The organism is Terrabacter sp. FW104-15G4B (assembly GCF_058790095.1).
Genome location: NZ_JBYTCI010000024.1, coordinates 14337 through 35347, shown reverse-complemented (window position 1 = coordinate 35347; position 21011 = coordinate 14337). Strand labels below are relative to the sequence as shown.

The 21011-nt window shown below is 71.5% G+C and carries 18 protein-coding genes; 16 read left to right on the top strand and 2 right to left on the bottom strand.

Going from position 1 to position 21011, the window contains the following annotated elements; genetic code table 11:
* The first annotated feature begins 54 nt into the window (after positions 1-54).
* The 10 genes from AC3WRT_RS16315 to AC3WRT_RS16270 all read left to right on the top strand — a co-directional run bounded on the left by AC3WRT_RS16315 (position 55) and on the right by AC3WRT_RS16270 (position 13573).
* Positions 55-3480 carry an ExeM/NucH family extracellular endonuclease gene (locus AC3WRT_RS16315; protein WP_492723769.1) on the top strand — a complete coding sequence of 1142 codons (3426 nt, stop codon included), beginning with the start codon at positions 55-57 and terminating at the stop codon, positions 3478-3480.
* A gap of 86 nt (positions 3481-3566) precedes the next feature.
* Positions 3567-5666 (top strand): S9 family peptidase, encoded by a 2100-nt coding sequence (locus AC3WRT_RS16310; protein ID WP_492723767.1) that lies wholly within the window; start codon positions 3567-3569, stop codon positions 5664-5666.
* Between the two features lie 566 nt (positions 5667-6232).
* The gene (gene hisD, locus AC3WRT_RS16305) at positions 6233-7600 is read left to right on the top strand and encodes a histidinol dehydrogenase (protein ID WP_492723766.1); all 1368 of its coding nucleotides are present in this window, start codon (positions 6233-6235) and stop codon (positions 7598-7600) included.
* Complete coding sequence (locus AC3WRT_RS16300) at positions 7597-8778, top strand: histidinol-phosphate transaminase (RefSeq protein WP_492723764.1); 1182 nt, start codon at positions 7597-7599, stop codon at positions 8776-8778. The genes hisD and AC3WRT_RS16300 overlap by 4 nt, the downstream gene beginning before the upstream one ends.
* A complete protein-coding gene (gene hisB, locus AC3WRT_RS16295) occupies positions 8775-9383 on the top strand; it encodes an imidazoleglycerol-phosphate dehydratase HisB (protein ID WP_492723763.1) in 609 nt (202 codons plus the stop codon). The genes AC3WRT_RS16300 and hisB overlap by 4 nt, the downstream gene beginning before the upstream one ends.
* Before the next feature lie 16 nt (positions 9384-9399).
* On the top strand, positions 9400-10038 hold the full coding sequence (hisH, locus tag AC3WRT_RS16290; RefSeq protein ID WP_492723761.1) for an imidazole glycerol phosphate synthase subunit HisH: 639 nt from the start codon (positions 9400-9402) through the stop codon (positions 10036-10038).
* A gap of 58 nt (positions 10039-10096) precedes the next feature.
* Positions 10097-10477, top strand: coding sequence for a hypothetical protein (locus AC3WRT_RS16285; RefSeq protein ID WP_492723759.1), 381 nt, complete (start codon positions 10097-10099; stop codon positions 10475-10477).
* 136 nt (positions 10478-10613) lie between these two features.
* Entirely contained in the window at positions 10614-11357 is a 744-nt protein-coding gene (gene priA, locus AC3WRT_RS16280; protein ID WP_492723757.1) for a bifunctional 1-(5-phosphoribosyl)-5-((5-phosphoribosylamino)methylideneamino)imidazole-4-carboxamide isomerase/phosphoribosylanthranilate isomerase PriA, read from the top strand.
* Positions 11354-12145 carry an SseB family protein gene (locus AC3WRT_RS16275; RefSeq protein ID WP_492723755.1) on the top strand — a complete coding sequence of 264 codons (792 nt, stop codon included), beginning with the start codon at positions 11354-11356 and terminating at the stop codon, positions 12143-12145. Before priA ends, AC3WRT_RS16275 begins: the two co-directional genes overlap by 4 nt.
* Before the next feature lie 27 nt (positions 12146-12172).
* Positions 12173-13573, top strand: a complete 1401-nt coding sequence (locus AC3WRT_RS16270; protein WP_492723753.1) for a DUF445 domain-containing protein — start codon at positions 12173-12175, stop codon at positions 13571-13573.
* 86 nt (positions 13574-13659) lie between these two features.
* Here AC3WRT_RS16270 and AC3WRT_RS16265 read toward each other — a convergent pair whose 3' ends face one another.
* A complete protein-coding gene (locus AC3WRT_RS16265) occupies positions 13660-14112 on the bottom strand; it encodes a MarR family winged helix-turn-helix transcriptional regulator (RefSeq protein WP_492723752.1) in 453 nt (150 codons plus the stop codon).
* 60 nt (positions 14113-14172) lie between these two features.
* Between AC3WRT_RS16265 and AC3WRT_RS16260 the strand changes: the two genes are divergently transcribed.
* Entirely contained in the window at positions 14173-14601 is a 429-nt protein-coding gene (locus AC3WRT_RS16260; protein WP_492723750.1) for an organic hydroperoxide resistance protein, read from the top strand.
* A gap of 65 nt (positions 14602-14666) precedes the next feature.
* Positions 14667-15668, top strand: a complete 1002-nt coding sequence (locus AC3WRT_RS16255; RefSeq protein ID WP_492723748.1) for an NADP-dependent oxidoreductase — start codon at positions 14667-14669, stop codon at positions 15666-15668.
* An 85-nt stretch (positions 15669-15753) separates the two neighbouring features.
* Here the strand turns inward: AC3WRT_RS16255 and AC3WRT_RS16250 are convergent, their stop codons facing one another.
* Positions 15754-17820 (bottom strand): elongation factor G-like protein EF-G2, encoded by a 2067-nt coding sequence (locus tag AC3WRT_RS16250; protein WP_492723746.1) that lies wholly within the window; start codon positions 17818-17820, stop codon positions 15754-15756.
* A 116-nt stretch (positions 17821-17936) separates the two neighbouring features.
* Between AC3WRT_RS16250 and AC3WRT_RS16245 the strand changes: the two genes are divergently transcribed.
* The 4 genes from AC3WRT_RS16245 (at position 17937) to rplT (ending at position 20992) form a co-directional block, all read left to right on the top strand.
* Positions 17937-19247 carry an MFS transporter gene (locus tag AC3WRT_RS16245; protein ID WP_492723745.1) on the top strand — a complete coding sequence of 437 codons (1311 nt, stop codon included), beginning with the start codon at positions 17937-17939 and terminating at the stop codon, positions 19245-19247.
* Between the two features lie 326 nt (positions 19248-19573).
* Positions 19574-20215 (top strand): translation initiation factor IF-3, encoded by a 642-nt coding sequence (gene infC, locus AC3WRT_RS16240; protein ID WP_492723743.1) that lies wholly within the window; start codon positions 19574-19576, stop codon positions 20213-20215.
* Between the two features lie 93 nt (positions 20216-20308).
* The gene (gene rpmI, locus AC3WRT_RS16235) at positions 20309-20503 is read left to right on the top strand and encodes a 50S ribosomal protein L35 (RefSeq protein ID WP_020144695.1); all 195 of its coding nucleotides are present in this window, start codon (positions 20309-20311) and stop codon (positions 20501-20503) included.
* A 96-nt stretch (positions 20504-20599) separates the two neighbouring features.
* Positions 20600-20992: a 50S ribosomal protein L20 gene (gene rplT, locus AC3WRT_RS16230; protein ID WP_492723740.1), complete on the top strand. Its 393-nt coding sequence runs from the start codon at positions 20600-20602 to the stop codon at positions 20990-20992.
* Positions 20993-21011 lie beyond the last annotated feature (19 nt).

Below are 21011 nucleotides of genomic sequence, written 5' to 3'. Positions count from 1 at the left end.
CCCTCTAGGGTGACCCGCAGACCGAGCGGAAGAGCCGGTCCCAGGGAGGAACTCATGCATCAATCTCGTCCTGCCCTGCGCCGGGTCGCCGCGGTCACCACCGCTGCCCTCGCCGTGGGCATCACCCCGTTCGTCATGGCCGCACCGGCCTCGGCGGCGGCCCCGACGCAGCTGTTCATCAGCGAGTACGTCGAGGGCTCGAGCAACAACAAGGCGCTCGAGATCTACAACGGCACCGGCGCTAGTGCAGACCTCGCGGCCGGCGGCTACAACGTCCAGGTCTTCGCCAACGGCGCGACGGCGGCGACGAGCACCATCGCCCTGAGCGGAACCGTCACCTCCGGCGACGTCTTCGTCCTTGCGAACAGCTCCGCCGTCGCCGCTCTCGCCGGCCAGGCGGACCTGCTGAGTGGCAGCGCCAACTGGAACGGCGACGACGCCGTCGTGCTGCGCAAGGGCACGACCGTCATCGACGTGCTGGGTCAGATCGGCGTCGATCCCGGCACCAGGTGGGGCACGGCGCCCACATCGACCCTCGACAGCACGCTCCGTCGCAAGTCGTCCGTCACCGTCGGAGACGCCATCGGCTCCGACGCCTTCGACCCCTCGGTCCAGTGGGACGGCTACGCCAACGACACCTTCGACGGGCTCGGCAGTCACACGGTCGATGGCGGGGCCGCGACGGACGTCGCCCCGAGCGTCACGTCGACGTCGCCGGCCGACGGCTCCTCGAGCGTCGCCGTGGACGCCAGCCCGACGGTGACCTTTTCGGAGCCGGTGAAGGCCGCCACCGGGGCCTTCACGCTCTCGTGCTCCATCTCCGGCGCCAAGACGCTCGCCGTCTCCGGCGGCCCGACGACCTTCACGCTCGACCCCTCCGCCGACTTCGCGCTCGGTGACGCCTGCACCCTGACCGTCTCGGCCGCGGCTGTCACCGACGAGGACGCCATCGACCCGCCGGACTCCCCGGCCACCGACGTCGTCGTGCGCTTCTCGGTCCCGGCCGCCAACCCCTGTGAGGTGGCCCCGACACAGATCCAGGCCATCCAGGGCAGCGGTGCCACTGCCGCCATCACGGGCTCCGTCACGACCCGCGGCGTCGTCGTCGGTGACTACGAGGGCGCCTCACCGGCACTGCGCGGCTTCTACATCCAGGACCCGAAGGGCGACGGCGACCCCGCGACCTCGGACGCCATCTTCGTCTTCGAGGGCAGCAACGCAGACTCCGTCAAGCTCGGTGACCTCGTCACGGTGACCGGCAACGCTGGTGAGAACCAGGGCCAGACCCAGGTCAGTGCCGGCACGGTCACGGTCTGCGGCACCGGCACGGTCGCCCCGACCGAGGTCCGCTTGCCTGCGGCCTCCGCCACCGACCTCGAGCGCTACGAGGGAATGCTGGTGACGGTTCCGCAGGAGCTGTCCGTGACCGAGCACTTCCAGCTCGGTCGTTTCGGCCAGGTGACTCTGTCGCAGGGTGGCCGCCTCGAGCAGCCGACCAACGTGGCCGCCCCCGGCGCCGACGCCGCAGCGGTTCAGGCCGCCAACGACCTGCGCAAGATCATCCTCGACGACACGACCCAGGCCCAGAACGTCGACCCGATCGTCTTCGGTCGCGGTGGCCAGCCCCTCACGGCCGCCAACACCCTCCGTGGCGGCGACACCGTCACCGGCCTGAGCGGTGTGCTCACCTACACGTGGGGCGGCAACGCGGCGAGCGGCAACGCGTACCGCATCCGTCCGGTCGACCCGTCCGCCACGGTGGACTTCCAGCCGACCAACCCGCGGCCGTCCGGCCCGCCCAGCGTCGGTGGCGACACCCGCGTCGTGGGGATGAACCTGCTCAACTTCTTCACCACGCTCGACACCACGGGCAACAACTGCCGTGGCGGCGTCACCGGTCCGGCCATGGACTGCCGCGGTGCCAACACCGCGATCGAGCTCGACCGCCAGTGGCAGAAGACGGTCGCGGCCGTCTCCGGCACGCAGGCCGACGTCGTCGCCTTCATGGAGATGCAGAACAACGGCTACGGCGCCGACAGCGCCGAGCAGTTCCTCGTCGACAAGCTCAACGCCAAGGACGGCGCCGGCACATGGGCCTTCATCGACGCCGACGCCCGCACGGGTCGGCAGGACGCCCTCGGCAACGACGCGATCAAGGTCGGCATGCTCTACAAGCCCGACGAGGTGACGCCGGTCGGCACGACCGCGGCACTCAACTCGGTCGACTTCGTCAACGGCGGCGACTCCGGCCCGCGCAACCGCCCCTCACTCGCCCAGGCGTTCCGTGACAACTCGACGGGCGGCACGTTCGTCGCCGTCGCGGACCACCTCAAGAGCAAGGGCAGCGCGTGCGACGTCCCCGACGCCGGAGACGGCCAGGGGAACTGCAACGCGGTGCGAGTCCGCTCGGCGCAGCTGCTGGCCTCGTGGCTGGCCGGCGACCCGACGGGGACGGGCGACCCCGACGTGCTCATCCTCGGCGACATGAACTCCTACGCCAAGGAGGATCCGATCACGACGCTCGGGAAGGCCGGCTTCGCCAACCTCATCGAGCAGCGCAACGGCCGCGAGGCGTACTCGTACGCCTTCGATGGGCAGTGGGGCTACCTCGACCACGCGCTCGGGTCGGCGTCCATCGACAGCCAGGTGACGGGAGTCGGCGACTGGCACGTCAACGCCGACGAGCCCTCGATCCTCGACTACAACACCGAGTTCAAGACGGCCGCGCAGCGCACCGGCCTCTACGCGCCTGACGAGTTCCGGATCTCCGACCACGACCCGGTCGTCGTCGGGCTCCACCTGACCAACGCGGCGCCCCTCGTCGGCACGGTCACGGGCCCCGGTGCAGCGACCTCGGTCGGTGCGCCGGTGGGCATCACCGCCTCCTTCGCCGACGCGGACCCGCTCGACGACCACACGGCGAGCATCGCCTGGGGTGACGGCCAGAGCTCGGCCGGCACGGTGAGCGGCACGAGCGTCAGCGGCAGCCACGTCTACTCTGCCGCCGGCATCTATCCGGTGACCGTCACGGTCACCGACCAGTGGGGCAACGCCGACACCGGCACCACCACCGTGGTCGTCTACGACCGCGCGGCCGGCTTCGTCACGGGCGGCGGCACGATCCAGTCCCCGGCCGGCGCCTTGGCCTCCGACCCGTCGCACAGCGGCAAGGGCAACCTCGAGCTCGCCGTCGCGTACGCACCCGACGCCACCACGCCGACGGGCTCGTTCAGCTACAGCCTCGCGGGCACGACGTTCGCGGCGGCCGCCTCGAGCTTCGACTGGCTCGTGGTGAGCGGTGCGACGGCGACGTTCTCGGGTCCGGTCACGGTGAACGGCCAGGCGGGCTACCGCGCTCGCGTCACCGTCACCGACGGTGGCAGGACCGACACGTTCCGACTCGTCGTGACGTCCGGCGCAGGGGCGACCGCCTACGACTCCGGTGCGCAGGTCGTGAAGGGTCAGATCGTCATCCACTGACCCACGCACACTGGACGGCCCGGGATCTGTCGATCCCGGGCCGTTCGGCGTCCTCCTCGCCCGCGCCGGCGACCTAGACTTCCCGGATGCAGCACCCCCCGACCGCGCGCCGCGACCCTGTCGCCCGCGAGCACCACGGCGACCGCTTCGACGACCCCTACACGTGGATGGCCGACCGCGACTCCGCGCAGCTGCGAGAGGTGCTGGCTGCCGAGAACGCCTACGCCACCGAGCGCACCGAGCACCTCAAGCCGCTCGCCGATCAGATCTTCGAGGAGTTCCGCTCGCGCATCGAGGAGACCGACCTGTCGGTCCCGGTCCGCCACGACCGTTGGTGGTACTACTCGCGCACCGTCGAGGGGGAGCAGTACGCCGTCGAGGCGCGGGTGCTCGCCGCCGACCACCCGTCTCGCCCGACCCTCGACGCAGGCCGCCCACCGGTCGGCGAGCAGGTCCTGCTCGACCACAACGCGGAGGGCCGGGACCACGAGTTCTTCGCCGTGGGCGCGAGTGAGGTGTCGCCGACGGGCGACCTGATTGCGTATGCCGTGGACGTCGTCGGCGACGAACGCTACGACGTGCGGGTGCGCCGGATCGAGGACGGCGCCGTCCTCGACGACGTGGTGCGCCGCACCGGTGGCCCCCTCGCCTGGTCGCTCGATGCCCGCCACCTCTTCTACACGCGGGTCGACGAGGCGTGGCGGCCCCACCAGGTGTGGCGCCACGAGGTCGGCACGCCCGCCGAGGACGACGTGCTGGTCCACGACGAGGCCGACGAGCGCTTCTTCGTCGGTGTCGGCACCTCGCGTGACGACCGGCTGGTCATCATCGCGATCGGGTCCAAGACCACGAGCGAGTTCCGGCTGCTCGATGCCGACGACCCGCTGGGCACACCGCGCGTCGTCGCCGAGCGCCGCCAGGGCGTCGAGTACGACATCGAGCCCTTCGGAGAGCAGCTGCTCGTCACCCACAACGCCAGCCGCGTGAATTTCGAGCTCGCCGTCGCGCCCGTCACGTGCACGTCGGCCGAGGACTGGGTGCCGTTGGACGTCACGACGGAGGACGAGTACGTCACGGGCGCAGAGGGATTCGACGACTTCATCGCAGTGTCGCTGCGTCGTGAGGGCGGCACGGGAGTGCGCGTCGTACTGCGCGACCCGACCGCACCGAACGGCTTGGGAGAGGCCCACGACATCGCGGTCGGCGAGCCCATCGGCACGCTGCACGTCGGCGTCAACCCCGAGGCGTCCACACCCACGCTGCAGGTCGTGCACGAGTCGCTCGTCACGCCGCGCACCGTCGAGGACTACGACGTGCGCACACGCACCTTCACCCTGCTCAAGCAGCAGCACGTGCGCGGCGACGTCGACCTCGCGCAGTACCGCGAGCGGCGCGAGTGGGCGACCGCGCCGGACGGCACCCGCATCCCGATCTCGATCGTGCACCATCACGACGTCACCGCCGACGGCTCCGCGCCCGGACTGCTCAACGCGTACGGCGCCTACGGCATCTCCAGCGACCCATGGTTCTCGGTCCTGCGGCTCTCGCTCCTCGACCGCGGCTGGGTCTTCGCCATCGCGCACGTGCGCGGCGGCTCGGAGATGGGCCGGTCGTGGTACGACGACGGCAAGCTCGAGGCCAAGCCCAACACCTTCACCGACTTCATCGCGTGCGCCGACCACCTCGTCGACGCGGGGATCGTTGCCGCGGCCCGCCTTGCGGCAGAGGGCGGCTCGGCTGGAGGCCTGCTGATGGGCGCGGTCGTCAACCTCGCGCCGGAACGGTTCCGCTTCGTGCACGCGCAGGTTCCGTTCGTCGACGCCCTGACGACCGTGCTCGACCCGAGCCTGCCGCTCACCGTCGTCGAGTGGGAGGAGTGGGGCAACCCGCTCGAGGACCCTGCGGCATACGCCCTGATGAAGTCGTACACGCCGTACGAGAACGTCCTGCCGGCGCGCCACCCGAGCCTGCTCGTGACGGCAGGTCTCGACGACACCCGCGTCTTCGTCACCGAGCCGGCCAAGTGGGTGGCGGCCCTGCGGCACGCCGACCTCGAGGTCGACGAGCCGGCGCAGATCCTCTTCCGCACCGAGATGGCGGCCGGCCACGGCGGCCGGTCGGGACGCTACGACCTGTGGCGGCAGTGGGCCTGGGAGACGGCCGTGCTCATCGACCAGACGTCGTGAGCACGGCCGCAGCGGGGCTCAGGAGCCGTAGATCGCGCTGACCCACTCCGGGTGGCCGATGAACGGGTTCCGGTTGTGCTGCCGGGTGTCGAAGATGACCTGGTTGCACCGCACCGCCATGGACAGGATCGTTCGGGCGACGTCAGCCTTGACGGCGTTGCGCGGGCTCGAAGGAGTCGCCGTCGCTGAGGCAGCCGGTGCACTGGGGCACCGCCGTCCCGCTGAAGGCGAAGGCGGTGCTGGAGCATCCGGCACGTCGAGGTCTCGGACGCGGAGTCTGCGATGTCGAGGGCGTAGTCGTTGGGGAAGGCCGGGCAGACGACGGTGTTCGTCGCGGTGGGCTGGCCCACGACGTAGCCGCGGACCGTGGATGGAGGCGAGGGTGGTCGGATCGGCCGGCGGGGGAGGGGGCTCCACGAGCGTCCCGGAACCCAGTGTCGGCGGGGGTCAGCCGCTGGTCTGGCCTTCGTCAGGAATGCGCCGAGATTCCGCACTCCCGGCTCCGCGCCAGCCGCACCCGAGACCGTGGTCCCGGGTCCCCGCGAGGCCTCTTAGACTTGTGACCCATGATGTCCTCCCTCGACCTGCGCGGCCGCACGCTCGACGTGCGCTTCCTGCGCCGGGCACTGCCACGAGCCGAGTTCGACGTCACGACCGCCCTCGAGCAGGTGCGGCCGATCTGCGAGGACGTCGAGCATCGCGGAGCCGCGGCGCTGCGCGACCTCGGGGAGCGCTTCGACGGCGTCCGTCCGAAGCACCTGCGCGTGCCCCGCGCCGTGGTGCAGTCGGCGCTCCACAGCCTCGACCCCGACCTGCGGGCAGCCCTCGAGGAGTCGATCCGACGGGCGCGGATCGTCCACGCCGACCAGCGCCGCACCGACACGACGACCCAGGTGGTCCCCGGCGGCACCGTGACCGAGCGATGGGTGCCCGTCGACCGCGTCGGCCTCTACGTCCCCGGCGGCCTGGCCGTCTACCCGAGCAGCGTCATCATGAACGTCGTCCCGGCCCAGCTCGCGGAGGTCGGCTCGCTCGCCGTCGCGTCACCGCCGCAGCGTGAGAACGTCGGCGAGTTCGCCGGCTACCCCAACCCGACGATCCTCGCGGCGTGCGCGCTGCTCGGGGTCGACGAGGTGTATGCCGTGGGCGGCGCCCAGGCGGTCGCGATGTTCGCGCACGGGTTCGTCGACGACGACCCCGAGTGGGGCGAGGTCGACGGCGAGCCGGTCGTCTGCGACCCGGTCTCGCTCGTGACCGGTCCCGGCAACATCTGGGTCGTCGCCGCGAAGCGCCTGCTCAAGGGCCTGATCGGCATCGACGCCGAGGCGGGACCCACCGAGATCGCCATCCTCGCCGACGAGTCCGCTGACCCCGACCACGTGGCCGCCGACCTCGTGAGCCAGGCCGAGCACGACCCGCTCGCCGCGTCGGTGCTCGTCACCGACAGCGAGGAGCTCGCCGGGCAGACCCAGCGCGCCCTGGCCCGTCGGGTCCCCGCCACCAAGCACTCCCAGCGCGTCACCGAGGCCCTCGAGGGCACTCAGTCGCGCATCGTCCTCGTCGACGACCTCGACGCCGGCCTCGACGTCGTCAACGCCTACGCCGCCGAGCACCTCGAGATCCAGACCCGTGACGCCGCTGCCGTCGCCGCCCGGGTGCGCAACGCCGGTGCCGTCTTCGTCGGTCCGCACAGCCCGGTCAGCCTCGGCGACTATGCCGCCGGCTCCAACCACGTGCTTCCCACCGCCGGCTGCGCCTGCCACTCGAGCGGCCTGTCGGTGCAGTCCTTCCTGCGGGGCATCCACGTCGTCGACTACGACGAGCCCGCCCTTCGCGGGGTCGCGCGCCACGTGGTCACCCTCGCCCAGGCCGAGGACCTCCCGGCCCACGGGGAGGCCGTCACGGCGCGTTTCGGCGACGAGGTGCCCCGGTGACCGAATCAGTGAGGGAGCGTCCGAGCGCGGCCGAGGAGGTCCAGCGGCTGCTCCGCCCCGACCTGCGGGGGCGCACGCCCTACGGCGCTCCCCAGCTCGACGTGCCGGTGCGGCTCAACACCAACGAGAACTCGTACCCGGTGCCGCAGGTCGTCGTCGACGCCGTCGTCGCGGCGCTCGCCGACGACGTGGCCGCCCTCAACCGCTACCCCGACCGTGAGTTCACCGACCTGCGCAAGGCGCTGACGGCATACCTCGAGAAGCAGTCGGGGGTGTCGGTGACGCCCGAGCAGGTCTGGGCCGGCAACGGCTCCAACGAGGTCCTCGCGCACGTCGTCCAGGCGTTCGGCGGCCACGGCCGCGTGGCGCTCGGCTTCACCCCGAGCTACTCCATGCACCCGATCATCAGCGAGACGAACGGCATGACGTGGGTCGACGGGTTGCGTTCCGCGGCAACGGATCCCGACGCCTTCGACCTCACGCCGGAGTCGGCTGCGGCCCAGGCGCGCCGTCATGAGCCGGCAGTCGTCTTCCTCTGCTCGCCCAACAACCCCACGGGCACGGCGCTGCCGTTCGAGGTCATCGGAGCGGTGCTCGACGCGGCGCCCGACGCGATCGTCGTCGTGGACGAGGCGTATGCCGAGTTTGCCCGTCCCGGGACACGATCCGCCCTGACGTTGCTGGCCGAGCACCCCCGTCTCGTCGTGACCCGGACGATGAGCAAGGCGTTCGCCTTCGCCGGCGGACGACTCGGCTACCTCGTCGCCGCGCCAGAGCTCGTCGACGCCCTTCGCCTCGTCCGGCTGCCCTACCACCTGAGCAGCCCGACCCAGACGATCGCCCGGATCGCCCTCGAGCACGCCGACGTCATGCTGGGGACCGTCGAGGTCATCAAGTCCCAGCGCGACCGCATCGTCGAACGGCTCGCCGCGCTCGGCGCGCGTCCCGTCGCGAGCGACAGCAACTTCGTGCTCTTCGGTGGCCTCCGTGACGAGAAGGCCACGTGGCAGTCGCTGCTCGACGACGGCGTCCTCGTGCGCGACATGGGCATCCGCCACCACCTGCGCGTCACGGCGGGTGACCCGGACGAGACCACCGCGTTCCTCGAGGCCATGACGCGCCTCGCGCCCACCCACGTCGTCCCCAGCAGCGCCGACCGGCAGGAGCCGCCAGCATGAGCCCCACCAGCCGCACCGCGAAGATCACGCGCACGACGTCCGAGTCGTCCGTAGAGCTCTGGCTCGACCTCGACGGCACCGGCACGTCCGACATCTCGACCGGCGTGCCCTTCTACGACCACATGCTCCAATCCTTGAGCAAGCACTCGCTCATCGACCTGACCGTCAAGGCCACCGGCGACGTCGACGTCGACGTGCACCACACCGTCGAGGACACCGCCATCGTGCTCGGGCAGGCGCTGCGCGAGGCGCTCGGCGACAAGTCCGGCATCTCGCGCTTCGGAGACGCGACCGTCCCGCTCGACGAGGCCCTGTGCCACGCCGTCGTCGACGTCGCCGGACGTCCCTACGTCGTGCACGAGGGTGAGCCGGAGGGGCAGCAGTACGCCCTCATCGGCGGGCACTTCACCGGCTCGATGACCCGGCACGTGCTCGAGTCGTTCGCCTACAACGCCGGGCTGTGCCTGCACGTGCGCGTGCTCGCGGGTCGCGACCCCCACCACATCGTCGAGGCGCAGTTCAAGGCGGTGGCCCGTGCCCTGCGCGCGGCCGTCGCCCCAGACCCGCGCGTGGTCGGCATCCCCAGTGCCAAGGGAGCCCTGTGAGCAAGGTCGGAGTCCCGTGAGCGCCGACGTCGTCGTCTTCGACTACGGCAGCGGCAACGTCCGCTCCGCCGTGCGCGCCCTCGAGCGGGTCGGTGCCGCAGTGACCCTGACGTCCAACCCGCACCGGGCCCTGGAGTGCGACGGCCTCTTCGTCCCAGGCGTCGGCAACTTCCACGCGTGCGTGGCCGGCCTCGCCGCCGCGCACGGCCCCCGCATCATCGGGCGGCGCATCAGCGGCGGTCGTGCGGTGCTCGGTATCTGCGTCGGCATGCAGGTTCTCTTCGACGGCTCCACCGAGCCCTCCGACCACCCGCTCGAGGGCATGGCCGAGTGGCCCGGAACCGTCGAGCGGCTGCCGGCCGACATCGTCCCGCACATGGGCTGGTCCGAGGTCCAGGCACCGGAGCGGTCGACGCTGTTCGCCGGGGTCGAGTCCGAGCGCTTCTACTTCGTCCACTCGTATGCCGTCCAGCAGTGGACGCTCGAGCCCACCGGCGCCTTCGCCCGCGTCGCGCCACGGGTCACCTGGGCGCGTCATGGCGCCAAGTTCGTCGCGGCAGTCGAGAATGGGCCCCTGAGCGCGACCCAGTTCCACCCCGAGAAGTCCGGCGAGGCCGGACTGCACCTGCTGGAGAACTGGGTCCGCAACCTGTGACTGCGCCGACTCCTTCCGCCTGACCGGCGTCGGCGTCGGCCTCGACGAGGAGGGGACCATGGCGGCGAGGAAGTCCGCGAGCAGCTCGAGCGCGAAGCGAACGACCCGGGCCACCCGTACGGCCCGTACGGCCCGTGCGGCGAGCGGCAGGACCGCCGCCGCCGGCACCACAGGGCGCCTCTACCCGCGACGTCGGCGCAGCCGCCCCGGGATGCCGACGACGGTCGGGACGGCTCTCGGCGCACTGGTCGTGACCACGTTGCTCGACTTCTCGTGGACCGTCAGGATCGCGCTCATGCTCGTCGTGCTCGTCGTCGGCCTGCTCTACGTCCTGTGGCGGCATCGCAGCGAGATCGCCGCAGCTGCAGCGACGCTCGGCGCCGACGGCGATGACGCGCCGCCAAGCCCGGACGCGACCGTGACGCCGCCCACCGGGTGAAGCCGCCGGCTCGAAGGGACCGCCGGGCAGCCACGACTGCCGGGGGCGACGTCCGGTGGGCGCCTTGGCCCTGGGCGCCGACCTCACGGCATACTCGGGATGCCCGTGTCGCCACCTCCGAGGAGTGCACCACCCCATGACCGACCAGCACCGTCTCGAGCTGTTGCCCGCCGTCGACATAGCCGGCGGTCGCGCCGTCCAGCTGGTCCAGGGTGTCGCCGGCAGCGGCGGCGAGTTCGGGGACCCGTGGGATGCGGCCCTGCGCTGGCAGGAGCAGGGCGCCGAGTGGATTCACCTCGTCGACCTCGACGCGGCCTTCGGGCGCGGCAGCAACCGCGACCTCATCGCCACGATCGTCGGTCGCCTCGACCTGCAGGTGGAGCTCTCCGGCGGCATCCGTGACACCGACTCGCTCGACGCGGCGCTCGCGACCGGTTGCAGGCGGGTCAACATCGGCACCGCCGCCCTCGAGGATCCTGAGTGGACGGCCTCGGTGATCGCCGAGCACGGGGACCGGGTGGCCATCGGTCTCGACGTCCGCGGCACGACGCTCGCAGCCCGCGGCTGGACCCGCGACGGAGGGGACCTGTGGGAGACGCTCGCACGTCTCGACGCGGAGGGGTGTGCGCGCTACGTCGTCACCGACGTGAACAAGGACGGCATGCTCGCCGGGCCGAACGTGGGGTTGCTGCGCGAGGTGTGCTCCCGCACGGACCGGCCGGTTGTCGCGAGCGGCGGCGTCTCGGCCCTCGGGGACATCGAGACGATGCGCGAGCTCGTGCCTGACGGGGTCGAGGGCGCCATCATCGGGTCCGCGCTCTACCGCGGGGCGTTCACGCTTCCCGAGGCGCTCGAGGTCGCAGGGCGGCTGGTCGCATGACGGGATCCTCGGCAGGACGCGGCCACCACGACGACCAGGGGAGGGCCGCCGACTCCGCCGGCCAGGCCTGGGAGGGCAAGTCGATACCGTCGCACGGTTTCTCCGGCGACACCGGGCTCGCCGACCCCGCCCTTGTCAGGGCGCTCACCGCCCTGCAGCAGGCACCGGGCGACGACGCCGAATCCGCCGTCATGGCGCACGTTGCGGAGGCGCGCTGGCTCGTGCCGGTCGTTGCGGTGGCCGCCGAGGTCGACGGGTCCGGCAACCAGGCCGTCGACACTCGCAGTGACATGGCGGCCGTCACGCTCACCTCTCCCGACGGTTCGAGGGCCCTGCCGATGTTCACCTCCCTCGAGGCGCTGGCCGCGTGGGACCCGGGTGCGCGGCCGGTCCCGGTGCGGGCGTCGGCAGCCGCACAGGCCGCGATCAGCGAGGAGTGCCACGTGCTCGTCGTGGACGTCGCCTCGCCCCATGCGACGGTGCTTCGCCCCAGCATGCTCTGGGCCCTCGCCCAGGAGCGGGCCTGGGAGCCGAGCCACCGCGACGCGCACGTCAGGGCGGCCGTGCAAGCGGCCGTCCGACCCGAACCGGACGTCTCGGGACACCGGGTCGAGGCCGGCGAGCCCGCCGGAGCCGGTGTCCTGCGGGTGGTGCTCGCCCTGCAGCCGGGTCTCGACGCCGACCACGTGGGCGCCATCGCGACCAGGATCGGCGAACGGATCGCGACGGACGGCGAGACCCGTGCGAGGATCGATGCCCTGACCTTCGCGCTCGAGACGGCGCGCTGAGCACACCACCCCGCGGAGGTGCCGCACGTGGACCCCACACCCCAGGCCACTCGGGAACGCAACCCCGAGCGACCCCCTGACATCCCGGAAGGACCGGCCGCCTCGCCGACCGGCTCGTCCACCACCTCGTCGACCGGGCCCAAGGGCAAGGGCGCCGGCACGAGCGGACCCCTCGGGTTCATCGTCGACCCCGCCCTCGACGCGCAGCGGCGTCGCGACCTGCGGCAGATGCGGCTCGTCGCCACTGGCCTGCTCGTGCTCGCGGCCATCGTCTACGTCCTGACGCGCGGCCACGACGAAGGGATCCTCGGCTTCGTCAACGCCGGTGCGGAGGCGTCCATGGTCGGTGCCTGCGCCGACTGGTTCGCGGTCACGGCGCTGTTCCGGCACCCTCTCGGGCTCCCGATCCCGCACACGGCGCTCATCCCGCGCAAGAAGGAGATGATCGGGCGCAGCCTGGAGGAGTTCGTCAGCGAGAACTTCATGCGCGAGGACATCATCCGCGAGCGCGTCCTCGACGCGGAGCCGACACGACGAGCCGCGGAGTGGGCGCTGGCGCCGGGACACGCCAAGCGCCTCGTCGACGAGGTCTCCACCGTCACGGTCCACGCCCTGCACCGCATCCCCGACGAGGACGTCCGTGCCGTCATCGAGCAGGCCTTGCTGCCGCGGCTGGCCAAGGAGCCCGTCAGCTCGCTGGCCGGTGGCCTGCTCGACCAGGTCGTGCGCGACGAGGCCCACGTCGGGCTCGTCGATCTCGCGCTCGACGAGATCCGGGTCTGGCTCGTCGACAACGAGGACGTCTTCGAGTCGCTGATCACCCAGCGTGCCCCCGCGTGGGTGCCGACCGCGATCAACGACATCGTGGCGCGCAAGGTGCACGTCGAGGCCCTCAAGTGGCTCGCCGACATCCGCAACGACCCCCAGCACGACGTCCGCCTCGCACTCGACAAGCTGCTCATCGACCTCGCCGACGACCTGCAGCACGACCCGGTGACCCAGGCCAAGGCCGAGCGCCTCAAGGAGCGGGTCCTGTCGCACCCGCAGGTGGCCGACACCGCGATGTCGCTGTGGGGGTCCCTGCGCGCCGTCGTCGTCGCGGCGCTGGAGGACGAGGGCGGCCCGGTGCGCACACGCGCCGTCGCCGAGGTGACGGCGCTCGCCGAGCGGCTGCTCGCGGACGCCTCACTGCGCGAGCGCATCGACCTCCGCATCTGCGACGCCACCATCTACGCGATCGACCGCTACGGCACCGAGCTGACCCGCATCATCAGTGACACCGTCGACCGGTGGGACGGCAAGGAGACGGCCGAGCGGGTCGAGCTGCAGGTCGGCCGGGACCTGCAGTTCATCCGGATCAACGGCACCCTCGTCGGCGGCCTCATCGGCATGCTCATCCACGCCGTCTCGATCGTCCTGCCTGGCTGACCGCCCCTCCGCCCGTCTCCCAAACCGTCGAAAGGCCATGAACTGTGCCCGGCTCATGGCCTTTCGACGGGAGGAGGGGGGCGGGGTCAGGGACCGGAGTCGAGGCGCTCGGTGACCTGGCGCAGGGTCCGGTGCAGGTCGAGCAGCTCCTGCCGCGACAGGCCGCTGCGAACCGCGACCTGGTGCGGCACGTCGGCGAGCGCCCCGAGCCGCTCGCTGCCGGCCGTGGTGACGGACACGAGGACGCGACGCTCGTCCTGGGGGTCGCGTGCCCGGCGCACGAGACCGGCGGCCTCCATCCGCTTGAGCAGCGGGGAGAGGGTGCCGGAGTCAAGGTGCATGAGCTCGCCCAGGTGTCCAACCGTGAGCGGCCCCTGCTCGCCGACGGTCATCAGGGCGATGTACTGCGGGTAGGAGAGCCCGTGCTCGGCGAGCAGCTCGCGGTAGACGGCGTCGAACGCGCGCACCGTCGTGTGCATGGCGTAGCAGATCTGCTGCTCGAGGCTGAGATCGCTCGGGGCCGGATTGGACGGGCTCATGGCCCCAGCGTACTATCAAATTGCGCACAATCTAATTGCCAGCAACACGAGGAGCCTTCGATGAGCACCACCACGCAGACCGCCCAGTACGTCGCCTCGGCCACGGCCTCCGGGCGCGAGGGTCGCGCCGTCACCTCCGACGGCCGCCTCGACGTCACGCTCGCCGCCCCGCGCGAGCTCGGTGGCAGCGGTGAGGGGACCAACCCCGAGCAGCTCTTCGCCGCCGGGTATGCCGCGTGCTTCGCGAGCGCGCTCGGGCTCGTCGGGCGCAAGCGCCGGATCGAGGACTTCGACGTTGCCGTGACCGCGGACGTGAGCCTGTCCGGGTCCTCGAGCACGGGCTTCGGGCTGGGCGTCGTGCTGCACGTCGAGCTGCCCGAGGGCGTCGACGACGAGCTCGGCCACGAGCTCGTCGAGACGGCGCACCAGGTGTGCCCCTACTCCAACGCGACGCGCGGCAACATCCCCGTCGAGATCGTCATCGACTGACCGTCGTCGACGACGGTCCAGCAGCACGAGCACCTGCCCGAACCCCTCTGCACGAAGGAGAACCGATGACCAACCCCCGTGAGGTCCAGCTCAGGAGCCGTCCCGTCGGCTGGCCCACCCACGACGACTTCGCCCTCGTCGAGAGCGCACCGGTCGAGCTCGCCGACGGCCAGGTCCGCGTCCGCAACGAGGTCATGTCGGTCGACCCGTACATGCGCGGCCGCATGAGCGACGCCAAGTCCTACGCCGAGCCGTATGCGCTGGGCGAGGTCATGCAGGGCGGCGCCGTGGGCGTCGTCACCGAGTCGCGCGCCGACGGCATCGCCGTCGGTGACCACGTCCTGCACGGGCTCGGCTGGCGCGAGGAGGCGGTCCTCGACGGCTCGACCGTCCGCGTCGTCGACACCTCCGTCGCCCCCGCCTCCGCCTACCTAGGGGTGCTCGGCATGACCGGCCTCACGGCATACGCAGGCCTGACCCGCGTCGCGGGCCTCGAGGAGGGCGACGTCGTCTTCGTGTCGGGCGCCGCGGGCGCCGTGGGCAGCGTCGTCGGCCAGGTTGCGAAGGCGCTCGGTGCCAGCCGCGTCATCGGCAGCGCCGGCTCCCGGGAGAAGGTCGACCACCTGCTGGACGACCTCGGCTTCGACGCCGCGTTCAACTACAAGGAAGGGCGCGTCTCCGACCTGCTGCGCGAGGCCGCACCAGACGGCATCGACGTCTACTTCGACAACGTCGGCGGCGACCACCTCGAGGCCGCCATCGGCTCGCTGCGTCTCGGCGGGCGCATCGCGATCTGCGGCGCCATCTCGGTCTACAACGCCACCGAGCCGGCACCCGGCCCGCGCAATCTCGCCCGCCTCATCCAGACGCGCGGCAGGATCCAGGGCTTCCTGGTCGGTGACCACTGGGACCTCGCGGGGGAGTACGCCCAGCGCGCCGCCGGCTGGATCGCCGACGGCACCCTGACCTCACGCGAGACCTTCGTCGACGGGATCGACCACGCTGTGGACGCCTTCCTCGGCGTCCTGCGCGGAGAGAACGTCGGCAAGATGGTCGTCCGCCTCTGACGATCGCACGATCACCTCGTCAGGCCTGGCGCTGAGCAGTCGAGAGAGCAGTTCGTCCGAACGGACGAACTGCTCTCTCGACTGCTCAGCTGCCCAGCAGCTCCTTGGCCTTGTCGGCGGGCAGCAGGTCGTGGCGCAGCGGCTCGCGCACGAACGAGCCGGTGCCGTGTGAGACCGACCGCAGGTCGATGGAGTAGCGCGACAGCTCGGCCTGCGGCACCTCCGCGTGCACGACGGTCCAGCCGCCCTCGGGGCCCAACCCGTCAGCCGGCTCCGTGCCGACCACCTGACCCCGGCGGCCGCGCAGGTCGGACATGACGGCTCCGAGGTACTCGTCGGCGATCGTGATGTCGACCCGGTCGATCGGCTCGAGCAGCGCCATCGTGGCCTCGTTGGCGGCCTCCTTGAGCGCCTGCGCCGCGGCGGTCTGGAAGGCGACGTCCGAGGAGTCGACCGAGTGGGCCTTGCCGTCCGTCAGGGTGACCCGCACGTCGACCACGGGGTGCCCGGTCAGCAGTCCCTTCTCGAGCTGGAGGCGTGCCCCCTTCTCGACCGACGGGATGAACTGCCGCGGCACCGAGCCGCCGACGACCTTGTCGACGAACTCGAAGCCGGCGCCCCGGGGGAGCGGCTCGATCTCGAGCGAGCACACGGCGTACTGCCCGTGGCCGCCGGACTGCTTGACGTGCCGGCCCTGCACCGAGCACCGGCGCACGAACGTCTCGCGCAGCGAGGTGCGGTAGGGCTCAGCGGTCACCGTGACGCCGTAGCGCTCGGCCAGCTGGCCGATGAGGTGGTCGACGTGCGCCTGGCCCATCGTCCAGAGCACGACCTGGTCGGTCTCGGTCGAGTGCTCCATGCGCATGGTCACGTCCTCGGCGACGAGCCGCTGCAGCGCGCCGGCGAGCTTGTCCTCATCGGACTTGGACGCCGCCCGGATCGCCACCGGCAGCTGCGGCTCGGGCAGCAGCCACGGCGCGACGACGGCGGGACGGTCGGGAGCCGAGAGCGTGTCAGACGTCTCGGCCCGCATCAGCTTGGACACGAGCACGACATCGCCGGCGATCGCGGTGCCCCGCGGGCGGTGCGTCTCGATGAAGGGCGATGCCAAGGGCCCGACCCGCTCGTCGTCGTCGTGGGAGGGGTGGCCGGCCACCTCGTGGCCGACGAAGTCGCCGAGGTGACCGGAGACGTGGACCGTCTCGTCGACCCGCAGGGTGCCGGAGAAGACCCGCACGAGCGAGAGCCGTCCGACGTAGGGGTCGGTCGTGGTGCGCACGACCTCGGCGACGAGCGGCTGAGAGGGGTCGCAGGCGACGCCCGTGATGGCACCGCCGGCGGGGGAGGTGACGGCAGGCATCGGGTGGACGGCTGGGTCCGGGAAGGCCCGCTCGATGATGCCCAGCAGCTCCTCGACGCCGGCGCCGGTCTGGGGCGAGACGGGCACGATCGGGAAGAACGTGCCCTGGCAGATCGCGGCGCGCAGGTCGGTGAGCAGCGACTCGGTGTCGAGCGCCTCACCCTCGAGGTAGCGGTCGAGCAGCGTCGCGTCCTCGGACTCCTCGATGACCGACTCGATGAGCGCGGAGCGCGCGTCCTCGTGCTCGTCGGACGTCGTGCCGGTGAGCAGGCCGACGACATGGGTCACCGCACCGTCCTCGCAGACGGGCCAGTGGGTGGCCTGGGCGTCGCCGAAGGTCCGGCGGCAGGTGGCCACCGTCGTGGCGAAGTCCGCCCGCGGCTGGTCCAGGTGGGTCACGACGACGGCGCGCGGCATGCCCACCGCGGCGCACTCGCGCCACAGCAGCGAGACGGGTCGGTCGATGTCGTCGGCGCCGGAGACGACGAAGACCGCGGCGTCCGCGGCCCGCAGCCCGGCGCGCAGGTCGCCCACGAAGTCCGGGTAGCCGGGGGTGTCCAGGAGGTTGAGGGCGACTGGTCCGGAGTCGAACGAGGCGGCGACAAGGGTCGTCGTGCGCACGTGGTCGAGGGTGCCGGCCCGCTGGCCGGGCACCCGCGCCGCCACGAGCGCCTCGAAGAGTGCCGTCTTCCCGGCCCCGCCGGGTCCGACCAGCACGACGTTGCGGATGTCCTGCGGCGAGGCGGGGTTGGGGGCCGCAGGAAGGTCTGATCTGCCGGGCGTCTTTGCCATGGCCCCACCCTTCTCCTGTCGCCGACCCCTCACAAGGTTTTGGGCGTATGCCGCCCGCCTGCTCGCGCTCGCAAACCCGCGTGCACGCCGTCGGTGGGGGATGACAGGCTGGCGCCATGGATCTGGGGGCCTACCGGCCGGTGCTGGCCAACCGGGACACGCGCCACGCGCTGCTGCTCGGCTTCCTCATCCGTGTCCCCATGTGGGCCGGCGGCGTCATCCTGACGCTGCACGTCGTGTCGACCCTCGGCCGCAGCTACGGCGCTGCCGGCCTCGTCACCGCCGCCGCGACGGTTGCGGTCGCCGTCTCGGGGCCCTGGCGCGGACGGCTGCTCGACCGCATCGGGCTGCGCCGCACCGTCGGGCCATCGCTCGTGGTGCAGGCTGCGTGCTGGTCGATCGCACCGTGGGTGGGCTACGCGCCCCTGGTGGCGTTCGCGGCCCTCGGGGGCCTCTTCGTCGTTCCCACCTTCTCGATCCTGCGCCAGGTCATCATCCGGTCGGTTCCGAGCGACCAGCGCCGCACCGCCCTCTCGCTCGACTCGTCCGCGACCGAGCTGTCCTTCATGGCGGGGCCGGCCATCGGCGTGTGGCTGGCGACGTCCTGGCACACCGGCTGGGCGCTGCTGGTGTGCGAGCTCACCTCCGTCGCAGCCGGCTTCGTGCTCTGGCTGGTCAACCCGCCCCTGAGGTCGGAGGGCCCCTCGGCCGAGGACATCGGTGACGGTCTCAGCCACGACGAGCAGGGCGAGGCGGCGCGGGCCGAGGCCATCGCGGCGCCCGCCGTGCCGGACGAGGCCTTGCCCGAGCGGACGATCCGGGGCTTCATCACCTTCCCCGTGGCGGCGGTCTATCTCGCCGCGGCCTGCTCGACGCTGGTCCTGAGCGGCACGGACGTCTCGATCGTGGCGGCACTGCGCTCCTTCGAGGCCACGGGCTCCATCGGGTGGGTGCTCGCGCTCTGGGGCGCCGGGTCGCTCGTGGGTGGCCTGCTCTACGGCGCCTGGCACCGCTCCTTCTCGGTCTTCTGGCTTCTCGGCGGGCTGGCGGCAACCACGGCCCCGGTCGCCCTCGCCCTCGGTGTGCCGAGCTTCGCCGTGCTCATCACCGTGTCCGGGTTCCTCTGCGCCCCGACCATAACCGCCACCGTCGAGCAGCTGAGCCGCCTCGTGCCCGAGCGCTTCCGCGGCGAGATGATGGGCTGGCACGGCTCGGCCATGACTGCGGGGTCGGCGGTCGGGGCCCCGGTCGCTGGCTTCGCGATCGACCAGGGCGGCTGGCAGTGGGGCTTCGTCGTGGTCTCGGCCCTCGGCGTGCTCATCGCTGCGGCGGGCCTGATCGGGTCGCGCGCCGGCCGGCGGTCGCGGGGGCGGGAGGCCGTCACCGATTCGGAGCAGGGCGTCGCGGCTGCTAACATGGACACCTGACCAGCCGTCACCACGCCTCCGCCTCGGCGGGAGCCGGTGACGACGTGCAAGAGAAGCTCGCTTCCACCCGCGTCGGCCTCACGGCCGCCGGGTCAAGGTCTGCTCGACCGGATGCCGTTTGCGGCGCACGCGTCGAGCCGTGTGACGCGACGGCGACCGTCCGGCACGCGCGACCCTTGGGCTCCTCGTGCACACACGGGGAGCCCTTTTCTCGTTGTGGTCGCAGCAGGACAGACACCCCGTCTGGTCACACCATTTCTCTAACTTAGGAGCACCACATCAGCGAGCCTCGCATCAACGAGCGCATCCGGGTCCCGGAAGTGCGCTTGGTTGGCCCCAACGGCGAGCAGGTCGGCATCGTCCGCGTCGAGGACGCGCTGCGTCTGGCCGAGGAGGCGAACCTCGACCTCGTCGAGGTGGCTCCCATGGCCAAGCCGCCGGTCGCCAAGCTCATGGACTTCGGCAAGTTCAAGTACGAAGCCGCCTTGAAGGCACGGGAAGCGCGCAAGAACCAGGTCAACACCGTCATCAAGGAGATCAAGCTCCGTCCGAAGATCGACCCGCACGACTACGGCACCAAGAAGGGCCACGTCGAGCGGTTCCTCAAGGCCGGCGACAAGGTCAAGGTGACGATCATGTTCCGCGGTCGCGAGCAGTCGCGGCCCGAGCTCGGTCGCCGTCTGCTCGAGCGCCTCGCCGAGGACATCGCCGAGCTCGGCTTCGTCGAGTCGGCTCCGAAGCAGGACGGCCGCAACATGATCATGGTGATCGGCCCGACCAAGAAGAAGGCCGAGGCCAAGGCCGAGCAACGCCGCTCCCGCGAGCAGCACGAGCACGAGCAGCAGGCCGCAGAGCAGCCCGCCGCAGAGCAGCCCGCTGCCGCGCAGCCGCAGGCCCCGCGGCCCGCCGCCGCGCAGCCCCAGGCCCCGGCCCCGCAGACCGACCAGGCCACCGCCGCCGTCGAGTGACCGACAGCCGGTGACCCGCCGGAGGCGCGAGCCTCCGGCACGACACACCACGTGCGTCCACTGACGCACGCAACACGAAGGAGATCGGCCCCCATGCCGAAGATGAAGACGCACAGCGGTGCGAAGAAGCGTTTCCGCCTCACCGGCACCGGCAAGGTCATGCGCGAGCAGGCCGGCGGTCGCCACCTGCTCGAGCACAAGTCCAGCAAGAAGATGCGTTCCATCGCGAACGACGTCGAGCTGGCCAAGCCGGACGCCAAGAAGGCCAAGAAGCTCCTCGGCAAGTGAGCCGGGACCCCCACCCATCAGCACTTCGCTGAGCAGCCGGGTCCCCGGTAGGCCAGCAGCAGCAAGCACTGCGTCAAGCAGAGAAGGAGTATTCACGTGGCACGCGTGAAGCGGGCGGTCAACGCCCACAAGAAGCGTCGCGTCGTTCTCGAGCGCGCCAGCGGTTACCGCGGGCAGCGGTCGCGTCTGTACCGCAAGGCCAAGGAGCAGGTCACCCACTCCCTGGTCTATTCCTACCGTGACCGTCGCGCCAAGAAGGGTGACTTCCGTCGCCTCTGGATCCAGCGCATCAACGCCGCGGCCCGCGCCAACGGCATGACGTACAACCGGTTCATGCAGGGCCTCAAGGCCGCTGGTGTCGAGGTCGACCGCAAGATCCTCGCCGACCTCGCCGTCAACGACGCGCCGGCCTTCGCCACGCTCGTGGAGCTCTCCCGTGCCAACGTCCCTGCGCAGGCAGAGGCGAAGGCCGCCGGCGACGCCGCCTGAGCGACGTCGACCGACACAC